We start from the raw sequence: 25595 nt of genomic DNA on the forward strand, positions 1-25595 counted from the left end.
ATTTCTACCTGACTCGCATATGGGATGGGTTTGCGGCCAAAACATGGTGATGGGACGACGACTTAGAGAATGCTGACCGCCACCGACCGATATCTCGCCCGCCTGATCGCGGTGCCCATGCTGGGTACGCTGGTGATCGCCGCGATGCTGCTTGTCCTCGACAAGATGCTCAGCCTGTTCGATTTCGTCGCGGCGGAAGGGGGGCCGGTCAGCGTCGTGTGGCGCATGCTCGCCAATATGCTGCCCGAATATCTCTCGCTCGGCATCCCGATCGGGCTGATGCTCGGTATCCTGCTCGCCTTCCGCAAGCTGGCCTTGTCGTCGGAACTGGATGTGATGCGCGCGGTCGGCCTGTCCTACGGCCGGCTGCTGCGCGTGCCCTATATGTATGCGATCGCGCTGGCGCTGCTCAATTTCGGTATCGTCGGCTTCGTCCAGCCGCTCTCGCGCCACGCTTATGAAGCGCTGCGCTTCGAACTGCGGTCCGGCGCGCTGGGGGCCTCGATCAAGGTCGGCGAGTTCACCAACCTCGGCAAGCGTATGACCATGCGGATCGAGCGCAGCAAGGATGAAGGCCGCAACCTGCAAGGCATCTTCGTCCGCGCGGTGGGCAAGGATGGCCAGTCGGTCGCGGTAACGGCGGCGCAGGGCACCTTCCTCGCCACCGACGACCCGGACGTCATCATCTTCCGCCTGCGCAACGGCGTGCTGGTCAATGATGGGCCGAAGTATAAGACGCCGCGCATCCTGTCCTTCTCCAGCCATGACCTGCCGATCGACCTGCCGCAGATCGAGAATTTCCGTGGCCGCGACGTGGACCGGGAAAAGACGATTCCCGAACTGATGGTGATCGGCCGCAGCCCGGCCACGCCTGACAAGCTGAAGGCCGAAGTGCGCGCCAATTTCCATTTCCGCATGGTCGAAGTCGTGTTCATGTTCTTGCTGCCGCTCGCGGCGCTGGCCTTCGCGATTCCGCCCAAACGATCGACCTCGGCGCTGGGCGTCTTCCTCTCGATCATCTTCATCGTGACCTATCATAAGATCAATCAATATGGCGAAGGCATCGGCGCGCTGGGCAAGGTCGATCCGATCATCGCGCTATGGGGACCGTTCCTGCTCGCGTCGGGCCTGGTGCTGTGGATGTATCATGTGATCGCCAACCGCCCCGGCGGCCAGCCGATCGGCGCGCTGGAAGTCGCCTTCTCGAAACTGGGCAAACAGATCGTGCGCCTGCTGCGCTTTGGCCGCCGCCGTGCGCCCGCCGCGGCCGATGTCGCCGGACAAGGAGCGGCCTGACCCATGCAGTTCAACTTCTTCCCCTCGCGCCAGATAAGCTTCTACATGATGCGGCTGTTCCTGACCCGCACCTTCGCGGTGCTGGCGCTTCTGGTCGTGGTTCTCCAGACGCTCGACCTGCTCGGCAATTCGGGCGACGTGCTGGCCTATCCGGGCAATGGCGATGCGCAATTATGGCATTATGTCGGCCTGCGCGCGCCGCAGATCATTGCCCGATTTCTGCCCTTTTCCGTGCTGCTGGGTACGCTGGTGATGCTGGCGACGCTCAACCAGAATAGCGAAATCATCTCGATGAAGGCGGCCGGCCTGTCCGCGCATCAGATTTTGGCGCCGCTGGTGCTGGCGGCGCTGGGCGTGTCGGTCATCAGTTTCGTCTTCAACGAGCGCATCGTCGCCCGCTCCACCGCTGCGCTCAGCGCATGGGAGGCGGTCGATTATGGCCCGATCCCGCCCGACAGCGGGGTGAAGAGCAATCCCTGGGTGCGCGACGGCAATAATCTGGTCAATGCGGCGATCGTCGCCGGGCGCGGTACGGAAGTGCAGTTGCGCAAGGTGCAGATCTACAACCGCATCAACAACAGCCTGACCACCATCGTACAGGCGCCCAAGGGCCATTATGACGCCGCGAGCAAAAGCTGGCTGCTGGAAGGCGCACGGCAATTCGATGTGGCGCGCGGCACCGTCACCAATGTCGGCACCGTCCGTTTCGGCCGCGACATCCGCCCCGACCAGTTCACGCTGGCCAAGGTCGATCCCGACGCGCTGACCTTCCGCGAACTGGAGGCGGCGATTTCCGACCTGCATGATGCCGGCCGCCCGACTGCCGAACTGGAAGGCAGTCTGTGGCACAAGCTGTCCGGGCCGCTCTCTGCGTTGCTGATGCCGATCCTGGGGTCGGTCGCGGCCTTTGGCCTTGCACGGTCGGGGCAGCTGTTCATGCGCGCGGTGCTGGGCATGGCGCTGGGCTTTGCCTATTTCGTCGCCGACAATTTCTCGCTCGCGATGGGGAGTCTGGGCGCTTATCCGCCGGTCTTGGCCGCCTGGGCGCCCTTCTTCCTGTTCCTGCTGGTGGGCGAAACAGTCCTCTTCCGCACGGAGGAGTGATTTCGCGTGCAATGGAACATTGCACGGCTCGGAAATCACGGAAAACAGAGAACCGGTTCATGGACGGCCTCTGGTTGTCGCGCGCCTGAAATAAAAAGGCCCCGGCGACCAAGGGACGTCGCGCGGGGCCTTCACAGAGGGGGCGTTCCGATCCTCTTTAGGGGGAGGGGAAGAACCGGAACAACTCCGATATAGTTGCCCTATATCCGGTTTCAACCCGCAACCGAAAAAATCTGCAATGCTTTGCTTGGGCATGGATTCTTCGCTCAAAGCAAAGAGGCTGGGGAAGCGCATCCGCTTCCCCAGCCTCTTCGCGTTTCTGTGTGATGCGCTTCAGCGCGCCGTCATCGTGCTCCGGGCGATCTTGCCGACCAGCGGCATCATCCCCTTGTAATTGCCCCGATGATAGGGTGAATCCGCGTCCAGCGTCGCGATCAGCTGCGCATGCGCCTTCCCCAGCGCATGATAGGGTACGCTCGGCAGCAGGTGATGCAGCGCATGATAACGCAGGCCCACCGGCGCCCACAAAGCGGGCAGGGTGCCGGGCGGCGGCACATTGACCGAGTCCAGATATTGTGCTGTCACGGTCATCGGCTCGCCCTCATTCTCCCACAGATGCGCGACTAGAGTGCGCAACTGGTTGATGACGGTCATGGCCGAATGGATCGCCATATAGACCAGCAAAGGCTTCCAGCCGAAGGCGAACACGCTGCCCACCAGCGCCAGCGCGAACAGGCTGGCGCCCGCTTCCTGCCATGCCCATTGGCGCGCAAACTCGCCTTCGGGCGCGCGGCGGCGATAGGCGGGGTTGATCGACAGGGCGGAAAATTCCGCCACGACCTTGCGGCGCAGCGCCGGGATCAGCAGCGACAGCGGCGTCAGCACGCCAAAGCGCAGGATCACGCCCACCGGCGCCAGCGACGCGACGATGATGAACAAAGGCAGCGACCAGGGCTTCATCAGCGCCAGCGGCAGATATTCGGGATCTTCCGCCGTGCCATAACGGGTGCGCTGGTGATGCTGGGTATGCACGCCTTCATACATGAAGGACGGGATCATCAGCGGCACGCCGACGATCAGGTTCCATGCGAACCGGAAGCCGGGCAGGGCGCCCTTGCGGATATGGGTCAGCTCATGGATGAAGCTGGCCGCGCGATAGAGCGCCAGCATCGACACAAGCGCGCAGGCAACCGCGACTGCCACATTGTCGACCAGAATCGCCCCGGCCATCGCGCTCCATCCGACCAGCGCGGACGCCAGCAGGTCGGGCCAGTAGATGCGCGGATTGGCAGTCGAATAGGCGCGGGTCAAATCGGCCGCGGCGCGCAGCATGGCGGTATCGTCGGGAATAGCCGCCCGCGCCCGCTGCGCGGCGGCCAGAATGGGATCATGCACTGTCATACGGGCGGACCTAGCCTCCAAATGCGCTGATATCATGGCAGCACCATGACATATTCACCATGTTATCCGGCTGAACGCGGCGCGTGATTGACATTCCGCAAACAAGCGCCGAACTGCACCGCACCCCATTTTTCTTTCAAGGCGGCACCCGTGGCGCATAACGATCTGGTCATCACTCCTGTTTCCGGCAAGGCCGATTTGAAGGCCTTTATCGACCTTCCCTGGCGGTTTTATGCCAATGATCCCAATTGGGTGCCGCCATTGAAGGCCGAGGTGAAGGAATTGCTGACGCCGGGGAAGAACCCCTTTTTCGGCCATGCCGAAGCGCAATATTTCCTTGCCCGGCGCGGCGGCAAGGTGGTCGGCCGCATTTCCGCCCATATCGATCATCTCGCGCTGCAACAGCCGGTCGAACAGGGCATGGGGGCGGGGACCGGCAATTTCGGTCTGTTCGAGGCGGAGGATGACGCCACGGCCAAGGCGCTGATCGCCACGGCCGAGGATTGGCTGCGCGGCAAGGGCATGACCCGCGTGCTGGGGCCGATCTCGCTCTCCATCTGGGAAGAGCCGGGCCTGCTGATCGCCGGCCATGACCATCCGCCAACGGTGATGATGGGCCATAACAGCCCCGCCTATCAGGCGATGATCGAAGGGGCCGGCTATGCCCCGGTCAAGCAGCTCAAAACCTATGAACTGGACATCACGAGGGACTTTCCGCCGCTGATCCAGCGCATCATCCAGTCGGGCGAGAAAAGCTCGCGCATCACGATCCGCAAGGTCGACAAGTCGAAATTCGACAAGGAAGCCGCGATCATCCTGTCGATCCTGAACGACGCGTGGGGCAATAATTGGGGCTTCGTGCCGATCACGGATGAGGAAGTCGCCCATACCGGCAAGAAATTGAAGCCTATCGTGTTCGAGGATCTGATCATGATCGCCGAACTGGACGGCGAGCCGGTCGCTTTCATGATGACGCTGCCGGATCTCAATGAAGCGACCAAGTCGCTTAACGGGTCGCTCTTCCCCTTCGGTTTCATCAAGTTGCTGAAATGGCTGCGCAAGCCCAAGGCGCGCACGATGCGCGTGCCGCTGATGGGCGTGGTGCAACGGCTGCAGAGCTCACGCATGGCCAGCCAGCTTGCCTTCATGATGATCGAAACGATCCGGCGTGAGGCGATCGTACATTATGGCTCGACCCGTGGTGAGATCGGCTGGGTGCTGGACGATAATCAGGGCATGAACGCCATTGCCGACGCCATCAACAGCACGGTGAACAAGGTGTATCAGATTTACGAGAAGCCGTTGTAACAGTCCGCATTTTGCGAGCCGTCATCTGTTCCAGATGACTTCAAAATGCTCTAAATCATTGTTTCGCCTGCGTATCGTTGGCAACCCTTTGTGCGGCGCATCGTTGATAGTCCAAACCCCTCAACAAGGAGTATCGACATGGGCGAAGCAACCGACAAGCTGAAGGCCGCAGGCAACAAGGCAGCTGGTTCCATCAAGGAAGGCATTGGCAAGGCGACCGACAACGAACGTCTGGAAGCCGAAGGCAAGGCACAGAAGGCCAAGGGCACGGCGCAGGATATCGCCGGGTCGGTCAAGGGCGCGCTCGGCGACAAGATCTGACGGTTTAACCGTCTGCACGACGAAAAGGCCTCGCTCCGAAAAGGTGCGGGGCCTTTTGCGTTTCTGTCCTACACGACGGAAATCCGCTACCTCATCCGTTCGGTTCAAGCTTGTCGAGAACCCGTAGCACAGGGTTCTCGACAAGCTTGAACCGAACGGAGGCAGGCATAGGAGACTTTCCGATAGGATTACCCCCGCGCAACGAAATGTCGCATTTAACGGGAAATGTGCGAAGTTAAGCCTCTTGCCTGTCCAGATAGTCGCGCACATCCCGCCGCAATTCCCCGGCGCATAGGTACAGCGCAATGACGTTGGGAATGGCCATCAGGAAGAAGCTGCTGTCGACGATCCCGACCACCCGGCCCAGATCGATCGCCGCCGCCGGGGGCAGGGCGACGACATAGAGGATCTTGTAGGTCCATTGCGCCCTGGGGCCATTGCCGAACAGATAGCCCCAGGCCTGCAAGCCATAAAAGCCCCATGCCACCAGCGTCGAATAGGCGAACAGGAACACCACCACCGCCAGCAGCCATGGGAACCATGGCGATACCTTGGCGAAAGCGGCGGAGGTGATCGCGATCCCCTCCAGCCCGCCATTCCATGTGCCCGCCACCACCAGCGCCAGCCCGCCGAACGCGCAGACGATCATCGTGCCGAGCAGCGGCTCCAGCAGCGCAACCAGCCCCTCCGACACCGGATGCTTCGTCCGTGCCAGACTATGCGCCATCACCGCCGACCCGACGCCCGCCTCGCTGGCGAACACCGCGCGCCGCATCCCCGCGACGAAAGCGCCCACCGCGCCCCCGGTCGCCGCATCGCCGCTCCACGCTCCGTTCCAGATCAGCGCCAGCGCGCTCGGAATCTCGCCGGCATGCAGGATCAGGATCGCCGCCACCCCGCCCAGATAGACCGCAACCTTGATCGGCGTCAGCCGCTTCGACACTTCGCCCAGCCAGGCTGCGCCGCCCAGCGTGACCAGCGCGACGGCACCGGCCAAGAACACGCCATAGGCCCAGCCATTGGTCAGGCCGGTCACGACCTTCACCTGCGCAAAACTCTGGTTCACCTGCACCATCGGGATCGCGCCGAACAAAGCGAAGAAGGCATAGGCGCCGCCCAGCACCAGCCCCAGTTTCGGCCAGCCCCGCGCCGCGCCGACGGCCTTGAGCACATACATCGGCCCGCCATGCACATGGCCGCGACTGTCGAAGACGCGATATTTCAGGCCCAGAGTCACCTCCGCCATCTTCACCGTCATCGCGAACCAGCCGATGATGAACATCCACAATATCGCACCGGGACCACCCATGGTCAGCGCCACCGCGACGCCGGCGATATTGCCGAGGCCGATCGTGCCCGACAGCGCGGTGGAGAGCGCCGCCCACTGGCTGACGTCGCCCTTCGCCTCGCCCGCATGCGGCTGGCTGCGCAGGATGCGGATCGCGCGGCCGACATGGCGCACATTGGGGAAGCCCAGCCACAAAGTGAAGAACAGCATCGGCAGCGCCAGATAGAGCACGATCAGTTCGATCTGCGCGCCAAAAAGCGGCACCTTGAAGAAGACGGCGGCGGACAGGCCGTCGACGAAGGCATTGAAATTTTCCATCATGCCCGGATGCCTATGAGGACACAGATTGTCGACTGAGAAAAACTTGACTCTTCCCCTCTCCGTTCGCCCTGAGTAGGGTCTGAGCGAAGTCGAAGACCCGTATCGAAGGGTCGCACGACGCGCATGTCCTTCGATACGCCGCTTCGACAGGCTCAGCGGCTACTCAGGACGAACGGATGAATGGGGACTGTCCCCGAGGAAGATGAGAGCTTTGTGAGCAGGCAATATTTCGGCACCGACGGCATCCGTGGCCGCACCAACCAATGGCCCATGACCGCGCAGCTGGCGATGAAGGTCGGCATGGCGGCTGGCACCCATTTCCTGCGCGGCAGCCACCGCCACCGGGTGGTCATCGGCAAGGATACCCGCCTGTCGGGCTATATGGTCGAAAATGCGCTGGTCGCCGGCTTCACCGCCGTTGGCATGGACGTGGTGCAATTCGGCCCGATCCCGACGCCAGCCGTGGCGCTGCTCGCCCATTCCATGCGCGCCGATCTGGGCGTCATGATCTCGGCCAGTCACAACCCTTATTTCGACAATGGCATCAAGCTGTTCGGCCCGGACGGCTACAAGCTATCGGACGAAGATGAACTGAAGATCGAGGCGCTGCTGGATCAGGATATCCCGCTCGCCGCGTCCAAGGATATCGGCCGCGCCCGCCGGGTCGAGGATGCCCGCGGCCGCTATATCCACTCGGTCAAGTCCAGCTTCCCGGCCGATCTGCGGCTCGACGGGCTCAAGATCGTGGTCGATTGCGCCAACGGTGCGGCCTATCAGGTCGCGCCCTCCGCGCTGTGGGAACTGGGCGCCACCGTCGTTGCGGTCGGCGTTACCCCCAACGGCACCAACATCAATGACGGCTGCGGCTCGACCGCGCCGTTGCTGTTGCAGGAAACCGTAGTGTCCTCCGGCGCCGACATCGGTATCGCGCTGGATGGCGACGCCGATCGGCTGATCGTCGTGGACGAACAGGGCAAGATCGTCGACGGCGACCAGATCATGGCCCTGATTGCCGCCAATTTCGCGCGGGAAGGCACGCTGCGCGGCGGCGGGCTGGTCGCGACGATCATGTCGAACCTCGGCCTCGAACGCTTCCTGTCGGGCAAGGGTATCGGCCTTGAACGCACCAAGGTCGGCGACCGCTATGTGCTGGAAAGGATGCGCGAGGGCGGCTTCAATGTCGGCGGCGAACAATCCGGCCACATGATCCTGTCCGATTACGCCACGACCGGCGACGGTACGGTCGCGGCGTTGCAGGTGCTGGCGGCCTTGGTCCGCTCCGGTAAACCGGCCAGCGAAGTGCTGCACCAGTTCGACCCGGTACCGCAATTGCTCAAAAATGTTCGCTTCTCTGGCGGGAAGCCGCTGGAGCATGACGATGTGAAGCGCGTCATCGCACAGGCGGAAACGGAACTGAACGGCATCGGCCGCCTCGTCATCCGCCCCTCCGGCACCGAACCGGTGATCCGCGTTATGGCCGAAGGCGACCGCGAGGATCAGGTGAAGGATGTGGTCGAACGCATCTGCGCCGCGGTGGAGAAGGCGGCGGCGTGATGCGACCAAAGCCTCCGTTCGCCCTGAGCGAAGTCGAAGGGCGTCGCCGACCGCAGGAAGGTGTCTTCGCCTCCGCCCAGACAGGGGCTTCGACAGGCTCAGCCCGAACGGATTTACACAATCATGCTTGAAATGCGCCCCGACTGCGAACGCTGCGGCACGGACCTGCCCGCCGATGAACCCGGCGCGTTCATCTGTTCGTTCGAATGTACCTGGTGCGCGCCCTGTGCGGAAGCGCTGGACGATCGCTGCCCCAATTGTGGCGGCGAACTGATGGACCGCCCGACGAGGGTGGGGAAGGCGCTGGCTAATAATCCGGCCTCGACGGAGCGGCACTTCAAGGGATGACGCCTGCCCGCATCCTCATCATCGCCGGCTCCGACAGCGGGGGCGGCGCGGGTATTCAGGCGGACCTGAAGACTGTGACCCTCCTCGGCGGATTCGGCATGACCGCGATTACCGCGATCACCGCGCAGAACACGCTCGGCGTACAGGGCGTCCACCCGATCCCTACGGACATGGTGCTGGCGCAGATAAATAGCTGCATCAGCGACATCGGCGTCGACGCGGTCAAGATCGGGATGATCGGCAGCGCACAGACGGCGCGGGCCATCGCCGAACATTTGGTGCGTGTGAATGTGCCCGTCGTGCTCGACCCCGTCATGGTTTCGACCAGCGGGTCAGTCCTTGCGGATGCCGAAACGATAGCGGCCATGCACGAATTGATGACATGGGCTTTGGTGACTACGCCCAATCTTCCCGAACTCGAAGTGCTTGGCGGTGAAGCGAGCCTGACCGAGCGCGGTGAAACACTTTTGATCAAGGGCGGCCACGCCGATGGGCCGATGTTGACCGATCGGCTTGTCGGCCACCATGGCGAGATTGCGAGATGGAGTGACCCGCTCATCGACACACCGCATACGCATGGCACTGGCTGCACCTTGGCAAGTGCGATCGCGACTGGCTTGGGGCAAGGCATGGCGTTGCCAGAGGCCATTGCTCGCGGTCGCAAATATGTGCGTAAAGCGCTGATGCTGGCGCCCGGTTTCGGCGGTGGGCATGGGCCGATGGGTGCGCCGCTCGGTTTTCACGCAGATGCCTGACTTCTCCCACGAACTGATCCATCATCCCGGCCTCGTCGCCGGGGTGGACGAAGCGGGCCGGGGACCGCTGGCCGGCCCCGTGGTCGCCGCCGCTGTCATCCTGCGCGCCGATGATTGCCCTGATGGCCTCAACGACAGCAAGAAGCTGACCGCCCGGAAGCGCGCCGCTCTGGAAGGCGAGATCAAGGCGCGGGCACTCTGTTGGGGCGTGGGCATCGCGACCGTGGAGGAAATCGACGAAATCAATATCCTCTGGGCGACGATGCTGGCCATGACCCGCGCGGTCGAGGCGCTCTCCCACGATTGTGCTCATATACTGGTCGACGGGAACCGCTGCCCGCAATGGCGCTGGCCCTCGACCGCGATCGTGGAGGGCGACGCCAAATGCCTGTCGATTGCGGCGGCCTCCATCCTGGCCAAGGAAGAGCGCGACCGCATGATGGTCGCAGCGGCGGCGGACTATCCCCATTATGGCTGGGACACGAACAAGGGCTATGGCAGCGCGAAACATCTCGCCGCGCTGCGCGAACATGGTCCGACCCCGCTCCATCGGCGCAGCTTTGCCCCGGTGGCCCAGCTCAGCCTGCTCTAGGAGGCTTTTGTTTTCCGCATTTTGCGAGCCATCAGCTGTGCCAGCTGATTTCAAAATGCTCTAGCGCACCGGCGTCCAGGTCTGCGTCTTGCAGAAGAAGGCGATGCAGCCTTGCACCTTGAGCGTGCCATTGGCGTTCCGGGTCAGCTTCGACACATAGCTTTTGCCGCTTTCGGGGTCGTAGATCGTGCCCTTCCACAAATCGCCATCATCCTCGAACCCGGTCAGCAGGGCGAGGCCGACCAGCGGCTTGGACCGCAGCGCCGGATCGGGATTCTTGATGTCGGTCTGCGGCCGACCGGGGGTGGGCTTCACGATCTTCTCGATCCTGCCGCACAGATGCTTGCCGCAGGGCGCAATCTGCACGATCGCCTTGCCATCGACCGTGGCCCAGCGGCCGGTAACGGGCTGGGCCGCCTGCGCGGGCAGAGCGATGGCGGCAGTCAGGGTTGCGAGGGCGATAAAGGCCGGTTTCATGCGATCCACTCCTTGTCTTTGTCCTTGAGATAGCCACGAAAAAGCCCGCCCGCCACCGCCTTTTTCGGGCGGGGCGGGCGGGTCTTTCGGGCGACGCTACGGCAGCGCTGCCTCTCTCTCCGAACTTTTTAGAATGCGGTGCTGATCGAGCAGGCCGCCGGACCCAGAATGACGACGAACAGGGTCGGCAGGATGAACAGAATCAGCGGCACAGTCATGATCGCGGGCAGGCGTGCGGCCTTTTCCTCGGCACGCATCATGCGTTCATGACGGAATTCGGCCGACAGCACGCGCAGCGCCGAAGCGAGCGGGGTGCCGTATTTCTCGGTCTGGATCATGGTCGTGACCACGCCCTTGACCGCGTCCAGCTTCACGCGGGTCGCCAGATTCTCGAACGCCATGCGCCGCTCGGTCAGGAAGCTGAGTTCGATCGCGGTCAGCTGAAATTCGTCGCCCAGTTCCGGATAAGCCTTGCCCAGTTCGCGCGCCACCCGGTTGAAGGCGGCATCGACGGTCAGGCCCGCTTCGGCGCAGATCACCAGCAGGTCGAGCGCGTCGGGCAGGCCCTTGCGGATCGCGGCGGCGCGCTTCTGCACCTTGTTGTCGATATAGAGGTCGGGCGCCTTATAGGCGAGCAGCAGTGCTACCGCGAAGGCGAAAAAGCGCTTCATCGGCCCCCATTCGGGTTCGATCCCCACGCCGTAGAGTAGAATCGCGGCAAGGCCACCGATCACGATCGGCAGGATCATGCGGCCGAAGATGACGGCGACGGCCCAGTCCTTCGACCGGATGCCGGCCTGCGCCAGACGGATTTGCGCGTCCTTCAACTGGTCGTCCTGCAACACCTTCAGGCTCGACAGGAAGGACCGCATATTGTCGGTCGTCTGGTTCTTGCGGACCAGCTTGGCGCGGCGTTTGGCCGTGGAAGCGGTGATGCCCGCCTTCAACTGCTCGCGTCGATCGTTCAGCGCCTTGACGCGCTTGGCCATGGGGTCGCGCACGGTCATCACCGCATAGAGCGCGAACAGCATGGCCAGCGTGGCCAGAGCGGCCAGCAACGTACCGAAATCGGTCGCTGTCAGGCCGAAGAGGGTGCCGGCGGGGTTGGGAGCGTCCATGATCTCTTATCCTTGCCCGTCAGATTTCGAAATTGACCATCTGGGCCATGATGAAGGCGCCGATGCCCATCCAGCACATGCCGCCGATGCCGACCACCTGCATGGTGCCCAGACCGAAGATGCCGGCCGGGTCCGGCGTGAAGAAGGGGGTCATATAATTATAGTTGATGTAGCAGATCATGCCGAACACCAGGAACGGCAGCACGCCGATGATATAGGCGGACGCCTTCGATTCCGACGACATGGCCCGGATCTTCAGCTTCATCTGCGCGCGCTGGCGCAACACCGTGGCCAGGTTCGAAAGCGTTTCGGCGAGGTTGCCGCCCGTTTCGCGCTGGATCGCCAGAGTGATGACAAAGAACTGGAATTCGGGCGTGCCCAGACGGTCGGCGGTTTCCTGCAACGCCTGCTCCATGGTCCGGCCGATCTTGATTCGCTCGGTGATCAGCTTGAACTCCTCGCCCACGGGGCCGGGAATTTCGCTCGACACGATGCCCAGCGTCTCCGCGATCGGCAGGCCCGATCGCAGGCCGCGGGTCAGCAGCTCCAGCGCGTCGGGGAATTTGGCGTTGAATTTGTTCACGCGGCCCTTGATCAGGCGACCCACCCACCAGTGCGGCAGGCCCAGGCCAGCGGCCAGGCCGACCATCATCGCGAACAGGAAGGGGAATCCGCGCATCATCAGGAAAGCGGACAGCAACAGGAATGTGATCGCGCAGGCCGTCATATACTGGCTAAGCGTCCACTTCTTGCCGGTCATCTTCAGACGCTTGGTCAGATTTTCCGGGTTCGGAATCAGCGACACGAGCATCTTGGCTTCGCTGCCGGTAGCGCGATTGGAGATCGCCCGGCGCATCCGCGCTTCCAGCAACGCCTCGGCCGACTCGCTGTGACGGCCACGGATCATCGCGACGCGCCGCTTGCGTGCCTTTTCCGGCGACGGACCGGCGAATGCGACTATCGCAAGCCCCAGCAGGGTCGCGATCAGTACCGTAATCAGGATGAAATTGCCGTCCATCTCGTCGCCCGTCTTTCAGCCCGTTGTGTCAGGATGCCTGCGCCGCCCCGGTCAGGGGGCGGCGCCTGCGATCAATTGTCCAGCGTCGCCTTGTCCTTGCGGCGCGACGGCATCATCGACTTGAAATCGATCTTGCCCAGCAGGGAGTCGCCCTTCTTGCTGCCGGCCTTGGGTGCGGCAACCGCATCGTCGGCTTCGGCGGCGCCCAGCACATGGTTCAGCAGCTCGGTGCAGGCCGCACCGACTTTGCTGCCCTTGGCGGCTTCCGCCAGCGTCTTGCCCAGCTTGGCGGCCTGCGACGCGATGCGCAGGTCGAACGGGACGATGACATCGACCTTGCGCTCGATCGACTGTTCGAAATCCTTGCGGCTGATCTCCGGCGCGCCGGGATGGACGCGGTTGGCGACCACCAGCACGCGCGTCTGCGGCGCATTGCTCTTGAGCCAGGACAGGATGCGGATCGTGTCGCGCGCACTGGCCAGCGTCAGCTCCGTCACGATCAGCGTCACATTGACGTCGGTCATCAGGTGCGGATGCTGGATCAGCATGTTGCGCGGCAAATCGATCACGCTGCATTCGAAGGCAAGGCGGAATTCTTCCAGCAACTGGTAGAAAGCGCCACCATCGGTCATCATCGGCTGGCTGATCGGCGCTTCGGCCGACAGGATCGCCAGCGTGTCGCTCGCCCGCACCATGGCGCGTTCGATGAACAGCCCGTCGATGCGGCTGGGATTTTCGATCGCATCGGTCAGGCCACGGCCCGGCTCCAGATCCATCGCCAGCGCATTGGTGCCGAAATGGACGTCCAGGTCGAGCAGCGCGGTCGGACGCTTCTTCTTTTCCGACAGCAGCCAGGCCAGCGAAGTCGCGATGCTGGAAGCGCCGACGCCACCGCGCGTGCCGATCACGGAGATGGTGCAGTGCGGCCGTTCCGGCGCTGCGTCGCGCGGGGCCATGAACACGGCCTGCGCCTGCGCCAGCGCGTCGCGCAACTGGTCCGCGCCGAACGGCTTGAGCAGATAATCCTGGATGCCGCTGGCCACCAGATCGCGATAGAGGCGCACGTCATTGACCTGCCCGGCGGCAATCACCACCGTGCCCGGCTCGCATACTTCGGCCAGCGAATTGATGTCGTTCAGCGGATCGCCGCTTTCGGACATGTCGACGAACAGGATCTGCGGCGATGCGGTGATCGACAGGCTCTGCACAGCATTGCGCATGCCGCCCTTGTTCACCTTTTCCGGCGCCCAGCCCAGTTCGGCCGCGACGGCGCGCAGCATGTCGAAACTATGATCGTCGCAAACGAAGGCGTGGAACGGATCGCGCTGCCCGCCCATGCCGGGTTTCCAGGGTGCGTTCATCTTACTGGCCTCCCGCCGTCAATTGCTTCAGATCACCCGCACCGGTCGGGGCCTTGTCGCGATAGGTGGAAATGGCGCGGTTCGACGTCGCCGTGCGCAGGTCGCTGTCGGTGCCCTGGCCACGGACCAGATCTTCCGGATTGGCGACCATGGCGGCCAGATTGCTGTTCACGCCGCAGCCGAAATTGGAACTGGTGCCCAGCCCGCCATTGGTTTCCTGCTTCGCGCTCCAGTCCGGGCAACCCGGCACACTGGCCGTGGCGCGACGCACGATCAGGCGAACGCTGCCTGCCGGAGCCTGACCGGCCTCGGCCGAACTGTCTTCCGCGACCAGCAGGCCACGGCGTGCGACGACATCGCCGATATCGTCGCGCAGGGCAGGGCTGTAATAGCCGCCATCGGTGACGATGGCGATGCTGTCGCCATAGCCCAGGTCGATCGACACGAACCAGTCGTTCAGTCGGATCGCCTCATTGGGTGTCAGGCCGCCGCTGGCGCCGGCCTGCACGTCAAAGACATAGGCGGCGTGGCTGACCACCGGCTGATGCACCGAATCCACGCTGCGGTTGGAGCGGGGCAGGGCATGGGCGGTCACCGGCAGGGCGATGACGGCGAAGGCCGCGAGAGCCTTAAGAGACAGAGGGGAATTCATGTCTGTGTCCTTCCGTCAGAAGCTGAAGCCGGGCGCGGTTTCGCCGGACTTGTTCGACTTGCCGGGCGTTGCCGCCGAAATTTGCGATCCTGGCACCACTGGCGTCGATCCCGGCGCACGGGTCGGCGCAGGAGCGCGCGCGCCGCTGATGCCGTCATTGCCCTGTTGCAGGAACAGGCCCTGTGCCTGGGTCGCGTTGCGATAGCCGTCGGTCGGCAGGCGCACGTCCGAAGCATTCATCGGCTTCACCAGATAGGGCGTGACCATGATGACGAGTTCGGTTTCCGAACGCTGGAACTGGCGCGACTTGAACAGGCTGCCCAGGATCGGGATGTCGCCCAGACCCGGCACCTTGTTGATGGAGTTGCTGGTTTCGTTATTCAGCAGGCCAGCGATCATGAAGGCCTGACCCGATCCCAGCTCTACAGTGGTTTCGGCCGTGCGGCTCTTGAGCGCGGGAACATCGGCATTGAGCGTGAAGTCCAGGCTCGACACGGTCGGACGGACCCGCAGCGAAATGCGGCCGTCGGCCAATACGGTCGGCGTGAAGGCCAACTGTACGCCATATTGCTTGAATTCGATGCTGTTGCCGTTGTTGGCACCATTGTTGATCGTATAGGGATATTCGCCACCAGCCAGGAAGCTGGCCGTTTCACCGGACAACGACGTCAGGTTAGGCTGGGCGAGGACGGTCGCAAGGCCGCTCGATTCCGCCAGATCCAGAGCGCCGGCAATATCCAGGCCGAACAGGCGTGCCACGCCACCCAGGCTGTAGCTGCCATCGCTCGGCGTGGTGAAGGTGCCGCCGCCATTCTCGTTGAATTCGACGAAGCTGCGCGATCCGCCACCGATGAAGCCGGCCGTGCTGCCGCCGCTGCGATCGATGCTGGAGAAATTCGTGCCGATCTTGTGGCCGATATCCTTGCTGACTTCGGCGATCTTGACCTGCAACATCACCTGCAACGGGGTTGCCATGCGCAGGCGGCTCACCACCGTCACTTCCTTGCCGACGAAGGCCTGCGTCAGCCGTTCGGCCTCCGCTGCATCTTCGGGCGCCTGGATCGTGCCGGTCAGCAGGACCATGCCATTCATCTTGTTGACCGCGATGTTCGCGCCGGGCATCGCCAGGCGGAGCATGTCGTCGATGCTGGTCAGGTTGTTGCCGACGCGCACCGTGCCGGAAAACAGCACCTTGCCATTGGGCGCGGTGGCGAAGACGGTGGTTTCGCCGGCCCTCTTCGCGATCAGGTAGAGCTGGTTCTGCGACCGGACATGGACGTCGACGATAGTGGGATCGGCGATCACCACATCGGACATCTTGGACGGGAGGTTGACCACCCGGCTGCCGCCCACCGACATCAGGATCGCATTGTCCTGTGCGCTGGAGGAGGCGGCGTTGAGCGCCGTGACAGGTGCGGCGATCGACGCGACCGCCAGGCCCAGGGCGATTGCCGGAGCGGCAAGGCGCGGGGCGCGATTATGCAGGCTCTTCATCTCACTTCCCCCCGACCGGAACTTCGGTCACGTTGGTGCCGCGAGCCACGCGGATCACCGGGCCCTTGAAGGCGACGGTGCCCATCGGTGCGCCATTGGCGGCGACCATCGGGGGCATGGATGCTTCGGCCTTGGCCGGGACCGAACTGCGCTGGTAGCGCGACACGTCGGCACCGGTCGAATAGGTGGAACCGCGATCGACCGGGCGGGCGGCCAGCTTCGCGATGATCGCCTTTTCGGCGTTCGGATTGGCGTTGCCGGGCAGGTCGACATCGGTGCCCGCGATCGCCGCGTCCAGATCCGACGCATTGTCGGCGATGGAGCGGAGCGACATGGAAAGCGACCCGATGGTCTGCGATACCGCGATCTTCTCGGCGATCTTGGGCGTCACTTCGATCGTGACGTTGGAATAGGTGCGGACCTCCGGCTTACCGTCGGCACCCATCGCATCCATGCGCTGGTCGGTGGCGAGCACGCGCAGGTTGCGCAGGATGGTTTCGGATACCTTGAGCGGATCGCCGTCGCCGCCGCCATTGACGCTCTGCGTCAGGACGAGGTCGATGCGATCGCCGGGGAAGACGAAGCCCGCGACCGAGCTTTGCGCCGATACCGGCACCGTCACGGCGCGCATGCCAGGGCCAAGGGCGGCGGCCAGGAAGCCGCGGTCACCGGGCTTCACGATGGCGCCCTGCGTCATCGGCTGTCCGGCGGTGATGGCGGTGCGCACGACGCTGCCGGCCAGCTTGGCGGGATCGGCCTGCCCTTTGAGATAATAGGCCTGTTCGATCAGATCCTTGGGCCAGGGCTGGAAACGGAAGCTTTCCGCGTCCAGGATGGTGCCCACCGGGAGCGCCTTGGTCGCGACCAGAACATGCGGCTGGTCGGCTTCGACCGGCATGTTCGCGGCATTGACCTGTGGCGCGCTTGACGAACTCAACATGCTGCGTGCAAGCAAGGCTGTAGTGACCGCTATGATAAGCGCCCCCACCAGCAGCACGATCTTCTTAGCATCCATGACGAAATTCGCCTCCCTCAAATGGTGGCACTGCCCCCAGTGCCCCACTCATCACGCAAAATGGTTAAGATATCGTTCGCCAATCAACCAAAGGGCTGAGATCGAGATGGCGACGCCATAGGGTATTTCGGGTTGCCCCGGTTTCTTGTTCATCCGGTGGTGGATGACCGTGACGATGGTGACCAGTCCGCCCAGCACCGCCATCAGGACGATCAGGGACAGCACGACCTGCCACGGAAACCACAGCGCCAGCGCGCCGAGCAGCTTGACGTCGCCGCCGCCCATCATCCCCGCCGCAAAGAGCGCGGCGAACAGGATGAAGACGATGGCGCCGACCAGCAGCTGTACGGCCATGCCAGGCCAGACCTCCAGCCCACAGGCCAGCCACCACAAGGGAGCCAGCGCCGCGACGGCCAGGTTCAAACGGTTGGAAATGATGCGGGCGCGCAAATCCGTGATCGCCGCTGCAATCAGCAGTGCGGCCAATGCGCCAATGAGCGCTATCTGGAAAAATTCCCCCGTCATGGGGCTTAGGCTCTAGACCATATGGCTTACCAAAGCGTAACCATGGAACCGATGGATTCACCCGACTTCCCCGTAGCGACGTTCGACCGGCGCGCCTGGCCGATGGGCGGGCGGTTGGACTATTGGCACGCGCCCGATGGCTGGCCGATCCGCCGCTACCGGCTGGGGTCGGGTGTGCGTGGGCGCATGCTGGTGCTGGGCGGGCGCGGCGACATGATCGAAAAATATCTGGAGGTGATCCACCATTGGGCGTCGCGGGGCTGGGCCGTCACCAGCTTCGACTGGCGTGGGCAGGGCGGATCGGGTCGGCTGACCGACGACCCGTTATGCGGCCATATCCGCGATTTTGCTGACTGGATCGCCGATCTGAATGCACTGGCCGCCGACTGGCGTGCGGAGGGGGAAGGGCCGATCGCGATGGTGGCGCACAGCATGGGCGGCCATCTGCTGGTCCGTGCGCTGGCGGAAGGGATGGCCCCGCCGGATGCCGCCGCCGTGGTGGCCCCGATGCTGGGCGTCCATACCGCGCCGCTGCCCCGCTGGCTGGCGGTGGGCATCGCCCGCGCTATGGTGCGGACGGGGCATGGCGAGCAGCGCGCCTGGACACAGAAGGAACAGTCCGAACGGCAGCGTAAGATGCGGCAAAAGCGGCTGACGCATGATCCTGATCGTTATGCCGACGAAATCTGGTGGCGCGACCATAGCCGGGAGATCGCGCTGGGTCCGCCCAGCTGGACCTGGGTGCTGCAAGCGCTGGAATCGACCAAGGCGTTGGAACAATCGGCCGGGGTCGTGCGGATATCCACGCCGATGCTGATTCTGGCGACGGCGGTGGACCAACTGGTGTCGACGCCTGCCATCCGTCGGGTTGCGGCGCGCATTGCGAGCGCACGGCTGCATGTCTATGGGCGGGAAGCCGCGCATGAAATATTGCGCGAACTGGACCCGGTGCGGCTCGACGCGCTGGCCCGAATCGACGCTTTCCTGGACGAGACGGCACGGTGAATCATCCCGATATCGTGATTGTGGGCGGCGGCATGGCCGGCGCCAGCCTCGGCGCGCAGCTTGCTGCCCATGCCCGCGTGCTGATCCTGGAGATGGAGGATAGTGCCGGCTATCACGCCACCGGCCGCTCGGTCGCCTTCTGGGAGGAAACCTATGGCGGCCCACTGGTGCAACCGCTGACCACCGCGTCGGGGCCTTATCTGTCTGCACCCGATCCGAATTTTCATGACGGCAGTTTCTTGTCGCCGCGCCGCGCCTTGCATGTCGGTCGGGCAGAGGATGCGCCCTGGCGCGATGCGCTGATGACGCAGTTCGCCGGCAAGGTCGATTTGCGCGCCGTCGATCCTGCGTCGCTGATGCCGGGGTTGCGGCCGGACTGGACCATCGGCGTGCTGGAGGAAAGCTGCCAGGATATTGACGTCGCTGCCCTGCATCAGGCCAATTTGCGTCGTTTTCGCCAATTGGGCGGAGAGATCCAGCTGGCGACGCGGCTGACGGCGGCGCGATCCGTAGGTGGCGGCTGGCAGGTCGATATCGGCGGGGAAAGCATCCATTGCGGCCTGCTGGTCAATGCGGCCGGGGCTTGGGCGGATGACGTGGCGACCGCCTGCGGCGTGCAGCCGATCGGTATCACTCCGCTGCGCCGGACTGTGGTGCAACTGCATATCCCCGGCCTGTCCTCACCCGACCTGCCGCGCCTGATGGATCTGCGATCGTGCTTCTATTTCAAGCCGGAGGGGCGCGACCGCGTCTGGCTGACCCCGCATGACGAGGTGCCGTCTCCCCCCTGCGACGCCGCGCCCGAGGAACTGGCCGTGGCGCAGGCGATCGCCCTGTTTCAGCAGGCGGTCGACTGGCCGATCGCGGCGGTAGAACATAAATGGGCGGGGCTGCGCAGCTTCGCCCCCGATCGCGCCCCGGTCTATGGCTTCGATCCCGATCATCCGGGCTTTTTCTGGTTCGCCGGGCAGGGCGGTTTCGGCATCCAGACATCGCCTGCCGCCGCGTTATTGGGGGCCTCGCTCATCATCGGCAACGCGCCGTCCGCCGCCATTGCCAGGATCGATTCGCGCCCCTATTCTCCGGCTCGGTTTCGCTGACGCAACGAGTCTGGAGATTTCCCATGGCGCACAAGTTCGTGATCGAGAAGAACAAGGCCGGCGAGTTCGTCGCCAAGTTCAAATATAATAGCGAAGTGATCTTCTGGACCGAAGGCTATGCCAGCAAGGCGGGCGCGAAGAACGCGATTGAATCGGTGCTGAAGAACGGTCCCGGCGCCCCGGTCGAAGAGGCCGAATAAGCCATTCCCTTGATGGTCAGCCCCGCATCGCGCGGCGGCTGGCCAGACCCATCATAGTGAAGCTGGCCAGCGATGACAGGATGTTGGCCATCGCCGCGCCCTTCGTGCCGTAAATCGGCAGCAAGGCCGACTGGATGCCCAGCAGCAGCAGCGTCGATATGATCGATATGCGCAGCGACAGGCCGGCCCGGTCGGTCGCCATCAGCAGCGGGCGATAGCTGACCCCGATCAGGTCGATACAGGCCGAAACCCCCAGCATCAGCAGCAACGGATAGGCGGGCAGGAAGTCCTTGCCCGCGATCAGCCCCAGCAGCGGATGGCCGATGGTGACGATCAGGCCGATGATGACCGCGCCTGCCACCAGCGCCAGCTTGTTGGTGCGGCGGAACAGGGCGCTCAGGGCCTCCTTGCCGTGGCTGCTGGTGCGCGACAGTTCGACGAAGATGCTGCGGGACAGCAGGCTGGAAATCTTGGTCAGCGAATTGGCGAGCTGGTTGGCGAGACGGTAGAGGCCCGCGCCGGTCGGCCCGACAAAGGCGCCGACCATCAGCACCGCCACCTGCTGGCCGATGGACCCCAGGCTGGTTTGCAGGTTGGTGGCAGTCAGGAAGCCGACGATGCCGGGATTTTCGCGGCGCGCGTCGATCGCACGACCCGCCCGCCAGCTGCCGATCCGGCCCTTTCCGACGCGCAATGCCAGCCCCCAATAGGCGATGGCGCAGACCAGTTCGGCAAAGGCCCAGGCGATCAGGAAGCCGGTGATGCCGGGCATCACGATCAGCGCCACGCCCGCGCCGATCATCCGCCCGACCGGGATCATGGTTTCGGCAAAGGCGGCCGAATCGAACCGGTCGAACAGGCGCAGCACGCCGGTCGGGCTGGACCGGATGGTGATCATCATCACCATGCAGAAGGTCCAGACCTGCCAGCCCATGTCCGGCCCGATTTCCAGCAGGTCGCTGAAGAACAGGATGATGGCCGCGGCAATCGCGCCGCCGGCCAGCGCCGACAGCAGATCGATCAGGATGCAGAATCGCAGCACCCGGTTCAGGGCGTCGCCATTCCCTTCCGTCAGATGGGGCTGGCCATAGCGCACGACGATCTGCCAGCTATCGAAACTGGTCAGCGCCTTGATGACGTTGGACGCGCTCAGGATCAGGGCGAAACGGCCGAAATCCTCCACCCCCAGCGTGCGGGTGACGATGGCGAGATAGGCGAGGCTCAGCACGCCGCCCACGCCCTTGCCGCCCAGCAGCCAGCCGGTATTGGCCAGGATGCGGGCGAAACCGTCGCCAGCCGCTCCTGATCGGCGCTTGAACATCGTCACTCCATCAGCCAACAAGGTGGTTGGGCAGGTCGCGCTTTAGGCGAGCGAAAGATCGAGTGCAAATGCCGCCTTTTTTTCGGCCAAATTGGCTTCTAAAGCGCGGGCATGACGATCAGCAAAGCTATCATCCTGTCCGCCGGCCAGGGTTCGCGCCTCCTTCCACTGACCCGAGACGTGCCCAAGTGCATGATCGACTTCAACGGCCGCAGCCTCATCAGCTGGCAGGTCGCGGCGCTGGTGGCCAATGGTGTGACCGACATCGTCGTTGTCACCGGCTTCCGCACCGAACGGGTCGAGGATCATGCGCTGCAACTCTATCGCGATACCGGCGCGCGCATCCGCACCGTCTTCAACCCCTTCTTCCAGGTCGCCGATAACCTGGGCACCTGCTGGATCGTACGGGAGGAGATGGACCGCGACTTCATCATCCTGAACGGCGACACCATCATTTCCGACGAGATCGTCGCGAAACTGGTGAACGGCGCGCAGGATGCCATCACCGTCACCGTCGATATCAAGGCGGACGGCGACTATGATGATGACGATATGAAGGTGAACCGGGATGCCAGCGGTCGCCTGCACCATATCGGCAAGCGGTTGTTGCCGCCCGACACCAATGCCGAATCGATCGGCATGCTGGCCTTCACCGGCGAAGGTCCGGCCATTTTCCGCAACCAGATCGAGCAGATGATGCGCACGCCCGAGGGCGTCGAGCGCTGGTATCTGCGCGCCATCGACATCATCGCCAAGGGCAATCGCGTCGGCACCGTCTCGATCGACGGGCTGGACTGGCAGGAGGTCGACTTTCCGCAGGATGTCGAGGCGGCATACGCCCTGACGGCCAAGTGGGTCGCCGAAGGGCGCTATGCGAAATAGGATTTCGCGGGCTTAACTTCGCACATTTCCCGCTGGATGTGTAATTTCATGTCCTATTGCGGACCGATTGTTGCGAGTGGGGTCATGGTAGCAGTTGAGGCCTGAATAGGACAGCATAGGCCCTTCTCCCCGTGGGGGAGAAGGATACGGAGCCTTGCGAGCGTAGCGAGTTAGGCGAAGTTGGAAGAGGGGGCAGGCGCTGCGCAAACCCCTCTCCCAGCTACGACTAAGGCAGCAAGCTGCCAAGTCTTCACACCCTCTTCCCAAGGGGAGAGGGTTTTATGCCGCGTCGAAATAGCCCTTCAGCCAATCGCGCAAGCTGTCCAACTCGCTGTCCAGCTTCACCGCCGTGCCCAGATCCGGCTGCCCCGGCCAGCCGGCATCCGCCACCGTCACACCCGCTGCACTCCGCTCGCCCTCATAGCGGGGCAGGACGTGGAAATGGACGTGGGGATCGACCATCATCAGCATCAGATAGTTGATCTTCGCATAGGCCACCGCCTTGCCCAGCGCCGCCTCGATCGTCGCGGCGACGGTCTTCAACTCCGCATGCGCCGCCTCCGGCAAATCGCCGAATGCGGTCGCGTCGTTCTTCGCCGCCAGCACCAGCGACCCCAAGGTCGGCTGGGTCGGGCGCAGCAGCACCACCCAATGCGCAAACTCCGCGATCAACGTAGCGGGCCAGCCGAATTTCTCGATCGTGGCGTTCACAGCGCAGCTTCCGCTTCGTCCATCCAGCTGACGATCGGCTTGCCCGACCGCTTTACGCCATAAGCCTGCGCCAGTCGCACGGCATGGACGACCAGCGAGATGATGGTCCACCATGCCAGCGCGATCAGGCCGATATCCGGGCGGCCCGCCAGCAGCGCAACGAACAGGATCACCATGTTCGGATTGCGGCGCGCGGTGATGAGGCGGAACTGGCTGTCGAACGGGCGCCAGACATGGATGTCCATCTTGAAGTCCTTCAGGAACATCCCTTCGATCAGCCGTTGCAGCACATAGCCGGCGATCACGGCCGTCATGATGAAGGTGAAGGTCGCGCCCGACAGGCCAAGGCCCCAATAGACAAGGCCCGTGCCCCAGAAATACCACCAGAAGGGCGGGTGGACGAGGTCGACGCCATGATCGATCACATTACCCCATTTGGACGATGTGATGGTGCAGCGGGCCAGCTTCCCGTCCACCGTATCCAGCACCATGAAGATGAAGCCACACAGGAATCCGGTCCAGAACAGCCCCTTGGCGAACAGGAAGGTCGCGACGAGGCAGAGGGTGACGCCGATCACCGACACCATGTTCGGCGTCATGCGCAGCTGCGCGGCGATGCGCGTCAGGATCAGTGCCAGTTCGGGCCACAGATATTTGGTGAGCAGGTCGGTCACGCCCTTGTACGCGCCGAAATAGCTGCGTCGCTCGATCTCCCGCCGGGACGCGGGGGTCAATTCCCGCACCATCGGCTGTTCCAGCTTGCGCAGTTGACGGTTGTAGAGCTTGCGGCCGTCCGACAGGTCGATGACATGGGGGGCGTTCAGCGGATCGATGCCCTGCGCCACCTGTCCCACGATCGGCGTGCCAGCCCAGACGAACAGGGTGCCGGGCGTTTCCAGCACGAGGCGCAGCAGCAGCGGATCGAAGGCGTAGGTGAGGTTGAACAGCAACTCATGCCCCGGCGCCAGCGCGCTGCCATTCTTGGCCGCACTTTCCGCCATACGCCGGTTACGCTCGGCATTGGACATGCCCCAGATCGGCGTCGCATTGTCGCCGATCAGACGGACCGGGCCAAGGGTGGTGGTGATCGTCTGGCTCATACGCCCTTCTTCGCGAAATTCAGGATGAGGTCCGCCTGCCTTTGGGAGGCGGGAACCGGGGACAGGTCGATGGACTGCTGCATAGCCGCTTCCTGAGCAGCAACGAAGCCGGGTTGCAAGTCGTTCGCGTGGGCCAGCGCTTGCGGAAGGGCGTCCGCGCGCGCGATCACCTGCCCCAGTTTCCAATGGGCGAAGGCATCTCCCGACGCATCGCGATGGTCGAGATTGAGGAAGATGCAGGGGCGGGGCTGGATCAGATATTCATATACTTGGCTCGACACATCGCCCAGATAGACGTCCGCGCTCATCGTGTAACTCATGTCGATCGAGTGACGGCTGCCCATGTCTACGCGGATATGGGGCGCGCTACTGACGATCGGCGGCGCTTTTCGCGCCAATTTGGTGTGCGGCGCGATAATGACGTTCCACCCCTCCAGCGACTCCAGCGCCGCCAGCATCGCCGGGCCATGGTTGATCCAGGACGACAGGGCCGGATCGAAATGCGGATTGTAGAGCAGCACCGGCTTGTCGTCGGCGAAGAAGCGCTGGCGATCCGCCTTCAGCTCGAACTTGGGATAGCCGCCGACCGCGACCGTCTCCGCCGTGCAAAGCCCCCGGTCGATCATGCGGCGGCGATCCTTCTCACCCGCCACCAGCGTCAGGTCGAAATCGCGATGGCGTTTCTTATAGCCGCCCTCCCGGTCACCCGCGCCATGTTTGATGAGGATGAGGTGGGACCGGAAACCGGGGACGCGGCGCAGCCAGGCGCTGCTGATCTCCGTCGTCACCAACGTCGGGAAGCGGGCGATGGCGGGATAGTTGAGCAGCAGGGTTGCTAGGCGCGAGGGTTGGCGGAAGAGCGAGTCGGGGCGCGAGGGCGGGCGGCGCAGGCGGATACGGTGCAGGCTGCCGGTCGGATCATAGCTTTCGACCAGCGCCAATATCTGATCCGAGGGCGAGAGGATGCTGACACGGACGTCGGGCCGGCGCGCCAGTTCCAGCGCGGCCGGCAGCCAGTGATAAAGCTGCTGCGCTTCGGCAATGGCGAGAAAGGCGATGTCGGTCGGCAAGGGTGGCGGTTCCTGCGAATAAACGCTCTATATTCAGTCCGTCATTGCGAGCGTAGCGAAGCAATCCATGTCAGCGCCACTATGGATTGCTTCGCTACGCTCGCAATGACGATCCATGCGAAATCGCGCCGCCCTAACGTGGCTGATGCAGGAAGCAAGAAGTGGCATCAATAATTGCAAGCCATTTGCAACAAGGGGTTGCGGGCAAAATCATGGCCCTCAGTGCTGGACCTTTGCGGAATTTTCGTTATGCGGACC

General features: G+C 63.5%; 26 protein-coding genes. 12 read left to right on the forward strand and 14 right to left on the reverse strand.

The features are described from left to right. Positions 1 to 69: 69 nt before the first annotated feature. Together lptF and lptG are read left to right on the forward strand one after the other, a co-directional pair. Entirely contained in the window at positions 70 to 1296 is a 1227-nt protein-coding gene (lptF, locus tag RQH62_RS02590) for an LPS export ABC transporter permease LptF (protein WP_311267169.1), read from the forward strand. 3 nt (positions 1297 to 1299) lie between these two features. Then, entirely contained in the window at positions 1300 to 2400 is a 1101-nt protein-coding gene (gene lptG / locus RQH62_RS02595) for an LPS export ABC transporter permease LptG (RefSeq protein WP_311267170.1), read from the forward strand. A gap of 333 nt (positions 2401 to 2733) precedes the next feature. On the opposite strand, the gene RQH62_RS02600 is transcribed toward lptG, so the two are convergent. Further along, positions 2734 to 3801, reverse strand: a complete 1068-nt coding sequence (locus RQH62_RS02600) for a fatty acid desaturase (protein ID WP_311267171.1) — start codon at positions 3799 to 3801, stop codon at positions 2734 to 2736. Between the two features lie 150 nt (positions 3802 to 3951). Between RQH62_RS02600 and RQH62_RS02605 the strand changes: the two genes are divergently transcribed. Together RQH62_RS02605 and RQH62_RS02610 are read left to right on the forward strand one after the other, a co-directional pair. Beyond that, positions 3952 to 5109 (forward strand): N-acetyltransferase, encoded by a 1158-nt coding sequence (locus tag RQH62_RS02605; RefSeq protein ID WP_311267172.1) that lies wholly within the window; start codon positions 3952 to 3954, stop codon positions 5107 to 5109. Positions 5110 to 5247: 138 nt separating this feature from the next. Beyond that, complete coding sequence (locus RQH62_RS02610; protein ID WP_311267173.1) at positions 5248 to 5430, forward strand: CsbD family protein; 183 nt, start codon at positions 5248 to 5250, stop codon at positions 5428 to 5430. A 235-nt stretch (positions 5431 to 5665) separates the two neighbouring features. On the opposite strand, the gene RQH62_RS02615 is transcribed toward RQH62_RS02610, so the two are convergent. Further along, a complete protein-coding gene (locus tag RQH62_RS02615) occupies positions 5666 to 7036 on the reverse strand; it encodes an amino acid carrier protein (RefSeq protein ID WP_311267509.1) in 1371 nt (456 codons plus the stop codon). Between the two features lie 216 nt (positions 7037 to 7252). Between RQH62_RS02615 and glmM the strand changes: the two genes are divergently transcribed. From glmM to RQH62_RS02635, 4 genes are all read left to right on the forward strand, one after another. Then, positions 7253 to 8593 carry a phosphoglucosamine mutase gene (gene glmM, locus RQH62_RS02620; RefSeq protein WP_311267510.1) on the forward strand — a complete coding sequence of 447 codons (1341 nt, stop codon included), beginning with the start codon at positions 7253 to 7255 and terminating at the stop codon, positions 8591 to 8593. Positions 8594 to 8716: 123 nt separating this feature from the next. Then, a complete protein-coding gene (locus RQH62_RS02625; RefSeq protein WP_311267174.1) occupies positions 8717 to 8941 on the forward strand; it encodes a DUF1272 domain-containing protein in 225 nt (74 codons plus the stop codon). Then, the gene (gene thiD, locus RQH62_RS02630; RefSeq protein WP_311267175.1) at positions 8938 to 9696 is read left to right on the forward strand and encodes a bifunctional hydroxymethylpyrimidine kinase/phosphomethylpyrimidine kinase; all 759 of its coding nucleotides are present in this window, start codon (positions 8938 to 8940) and stop codon (positions 9694 to 9696) included. Before RQH62_RS02625 ends, thiD begins: the two co-directional genes overlap by 4 nt. After that, positions 9689 to 10288, forward strand: coding sequence for a ribonuclease HII (locus tag RQH62_RS02635; protein ID WP_311267176.1), 600 nt, complete (start codon positions 9689 to 9691; stop codon positions 10286 to 10288). Before thiD ends, RQH62_RS02635 begins: the two co-directional genes overlap by 8 nt. A gap of 60 nt (positions 10289 to 10348) precedes the next feature. On the opposite strand, the gene RQH62_RS02640 is transcribed toward RQH62_RS02635, so the two are convergent. From RQH62_RS02640 to RQH62_RS02675, 8 genes are all read right to left on the reverse strand, one after another. After that, positions 10349 to 10765, reverse strand: coding sequence for a DUF2147 domain-containing protein (locus tag RQH62_RS02640; protein WP_311267177.1), 417 nt, complete (start codon positions 10763 to 10765; stop codon positions 10349 to 10351). A gap of 128 nt (positions 10766 to 10893) precedes the next feature. Continuing rightward, entirely contained in the window at positions 10894 to 11883 is a 990-nt protein-coding gene (locus RQH62_RS02645; RefSeq protein ID WP_311267178.1) for a type II secretion system F family protein, read from the reverse strand. A 19-nt stretch (positions 11884 to 11902) separates the two neighbouring features. After that, positions 11903 to 12901 carry a type II secretion system F family protein gene (locus tag RQH62_RS02650; protein WP_311267179.1) on the reverse strand — a complete coding sequence of 333 codons (999 nt, stop codon included), beginning with the start codon at positions 12899 to 12901 and terminating at the stop codon, positions 11903 to 11905. Between the two features lie 71 nt (positions 12902 to 12972). Continuing rightward, positions 12973 to 14262: a pilus assembly protein CpaE gene (locus RQH62_RS02655; protein WP_311267180.1), complete on the reverse strand. Its 1290-nt coding sequence runs from the start codon at positions 14260 to 14262 to the stop codon at positions 12973 to 12975. Position 14263: 1 nt separating this feature from the next. Then, the gene (locus RQH62_RS02660; protein WP_311267181.1) at positions 14264 to 14914 is read right to left on the reverse strand and encodes a CpaD family pilus assembly lipoprotein; all 651 of its coding nucleotides are present in this window, start codon (positions 14912 to 14914) and stop codon (positions 14264 to 14266) included. 15 nt (positions 14915 to 14929) lie between these two features. After that, positions 14930 to 16408 carry a type II and III secretion system protein family protein gene (locus RQH62_RS02665; protein WP_311267182.1) on the reverse strand — a complete coding sequence of 493 codons (1479 nt, stop codon included), beginning with the start codon at positions 16406 to 16408 and terminating at the stop codon, positions 14930 to 14932. A gap of 1 nt (position 16409) precedes the next feature. Beyond that, positions 16410 to 17423 (reverse strand): Flp pilus assembly protein CpaB, encoded by a 1014-nt coding sequence (gene cpaB / locus RQH62_RS02670; protein WP_311267183.1) that lies wholly within the window; start codon positions 17421 to 17423, stop codon positions 16410 to 16412. A gap of 51 nt (positions 17424 to 17474) precedes the next feature. Further along, the gene (locus tag RQH62_RS02675; protein WP_311267184.1) at positions 17475 to 17948 is read right to left on the reverse strand and encodes a prepilin peptidase; all 474 of its coding nucleotides are present in this window, start codon (positions 17946 to 17948) and stop codon (positions 17475 to 17477) included. A gap of 42 nt (positions 17949 to 17990) precedes the next feature. Between RQH62_RS02675 and RQH62_RS02680 the strand changes: the two genes are divergently transcribed. The 3 genes from RQH62_RS02680 to RQH62_RS02690 are packed head-to-tail and all read left to right on the forward strand — an operon-like array spanning position 17991 to position 20253. Continuing rightward, a complete protein-coding gene (locus RQH62_RS02680; RefSeq protein ID WP_311267185.1) occupies positions 17991 to 18953 on the forward strand; it encodes an alpha/beta hydrolase in 963 nt (320 codons plus the stop codon). Then, a complete protein-coding gene (locus RQH62_RS02685) occupies positions 18950 to 20053 on the forward strand; it encodes an FAD-binding oxidoreductase (protein WP_311267186.1) in 1104 nt (367 codons plus the stop codon). Before RQH62_RS02680 ends, RQH62_RS02685 begins: the two co-directional genes overlap by 4 nt. Positions 20054 to 20076: 23 nt before the next feature. Further along, a complete protein-coding gene (locus tag RQH62_RS02690) occupies positions 20077 to 20253 on the forward strand; it encodes a DUF1508 domain-containing protein (protein WP_224547574.1) in 177 nt (58 codons plus the stop codon). Positions 20254 to 20269: 16 nt separating this feature from the next. On the opposite strand, the gene RQH62_RS02695 is transcribed toward RQH62_RS02690, so the two are convergent. Beyond that, positions 20270 to 21574, reverse strand: coding sequence for an oligosaccharide flippase family protein (locus RQH62_RS02695; RefSeq protein WP_311267187.1), 1305 nt, complete (start codon positions 21572 to 21574; stop codon positions 20270 to 20272). Positions 21575 to 21685: 111 nt separating this feature from the next. Here RQH62_RS02695 and RQH62_RS02700 point away from each other — a divergent pair, with 111 nt between their 5' ends. After that, entirely contained in the window at positions 21686 to 22456 is a 771-nt protein-coding gene (locus RQH62_RS02700; protein ID WP_311267188.1) for a phosphocholine cytidylyltransferase family protein, read from the forward strand. Between the two features lie 279 nt (positions 22457 to 22735). On the opposite strand, the gene RQH62_RS02705 is transcribed toward RQH62_RS02700, so the two are convergent. From RQH62_RS02705 to RQH62_RS02715, 3 genes are read right to left on the reverse strand one after another with little or no spacing between them, the layout of a single operon-like run. Further along, complete coding sequence (locus RQH62_RS02705; protein WP_311267189.1) at positions 22736 to 23167, reverse strand: HIT family protein; 432 nt, start codon at positions 23165 to 23167, stop codon at positions 22736 to 22738. After that, entirely contained in the window at positions 23164 to 24267 is a 1104-nt protein-coding gene (locus tag RQH62_RS02710) for a CDP-alcohol phosphatidyltransferase family protein (protein ID WP_311267190.1), read from the reverse strand. The genes RQH62_RS02705 and RQH62_RS02710 overlap by 4 nt, the downstream gene beginning before the upstream one ends. Continuing rightward, positions 24264 to 25337, reverse strand: a complete 1074-nt coding sequence (locus tag RQH62_RS02715) for a glycosyl transferase (protein ID WP_311267191.1) — start codon at positions 25335 to 25337, stop codon at positions 24264 to 24266. Before RQH62_RS02715 ends, RQH62_RS02710 begins: the two co-directional genes overlap by 4 nt. Positions 25338 to 25595 lie beyond the last annotated feature (258 nt).

The sequence above is a fragment of the Sphingobium sp. WCS2017Hpa-17 genome (genome assembly GCF_031843765.1).
Classification (GTDB): domain Bacteria; phylum Pseudomonadota; class Alphaproteobacteria; order Sphingomonadales; family Sphingomonadaceae; genus Sphingobium.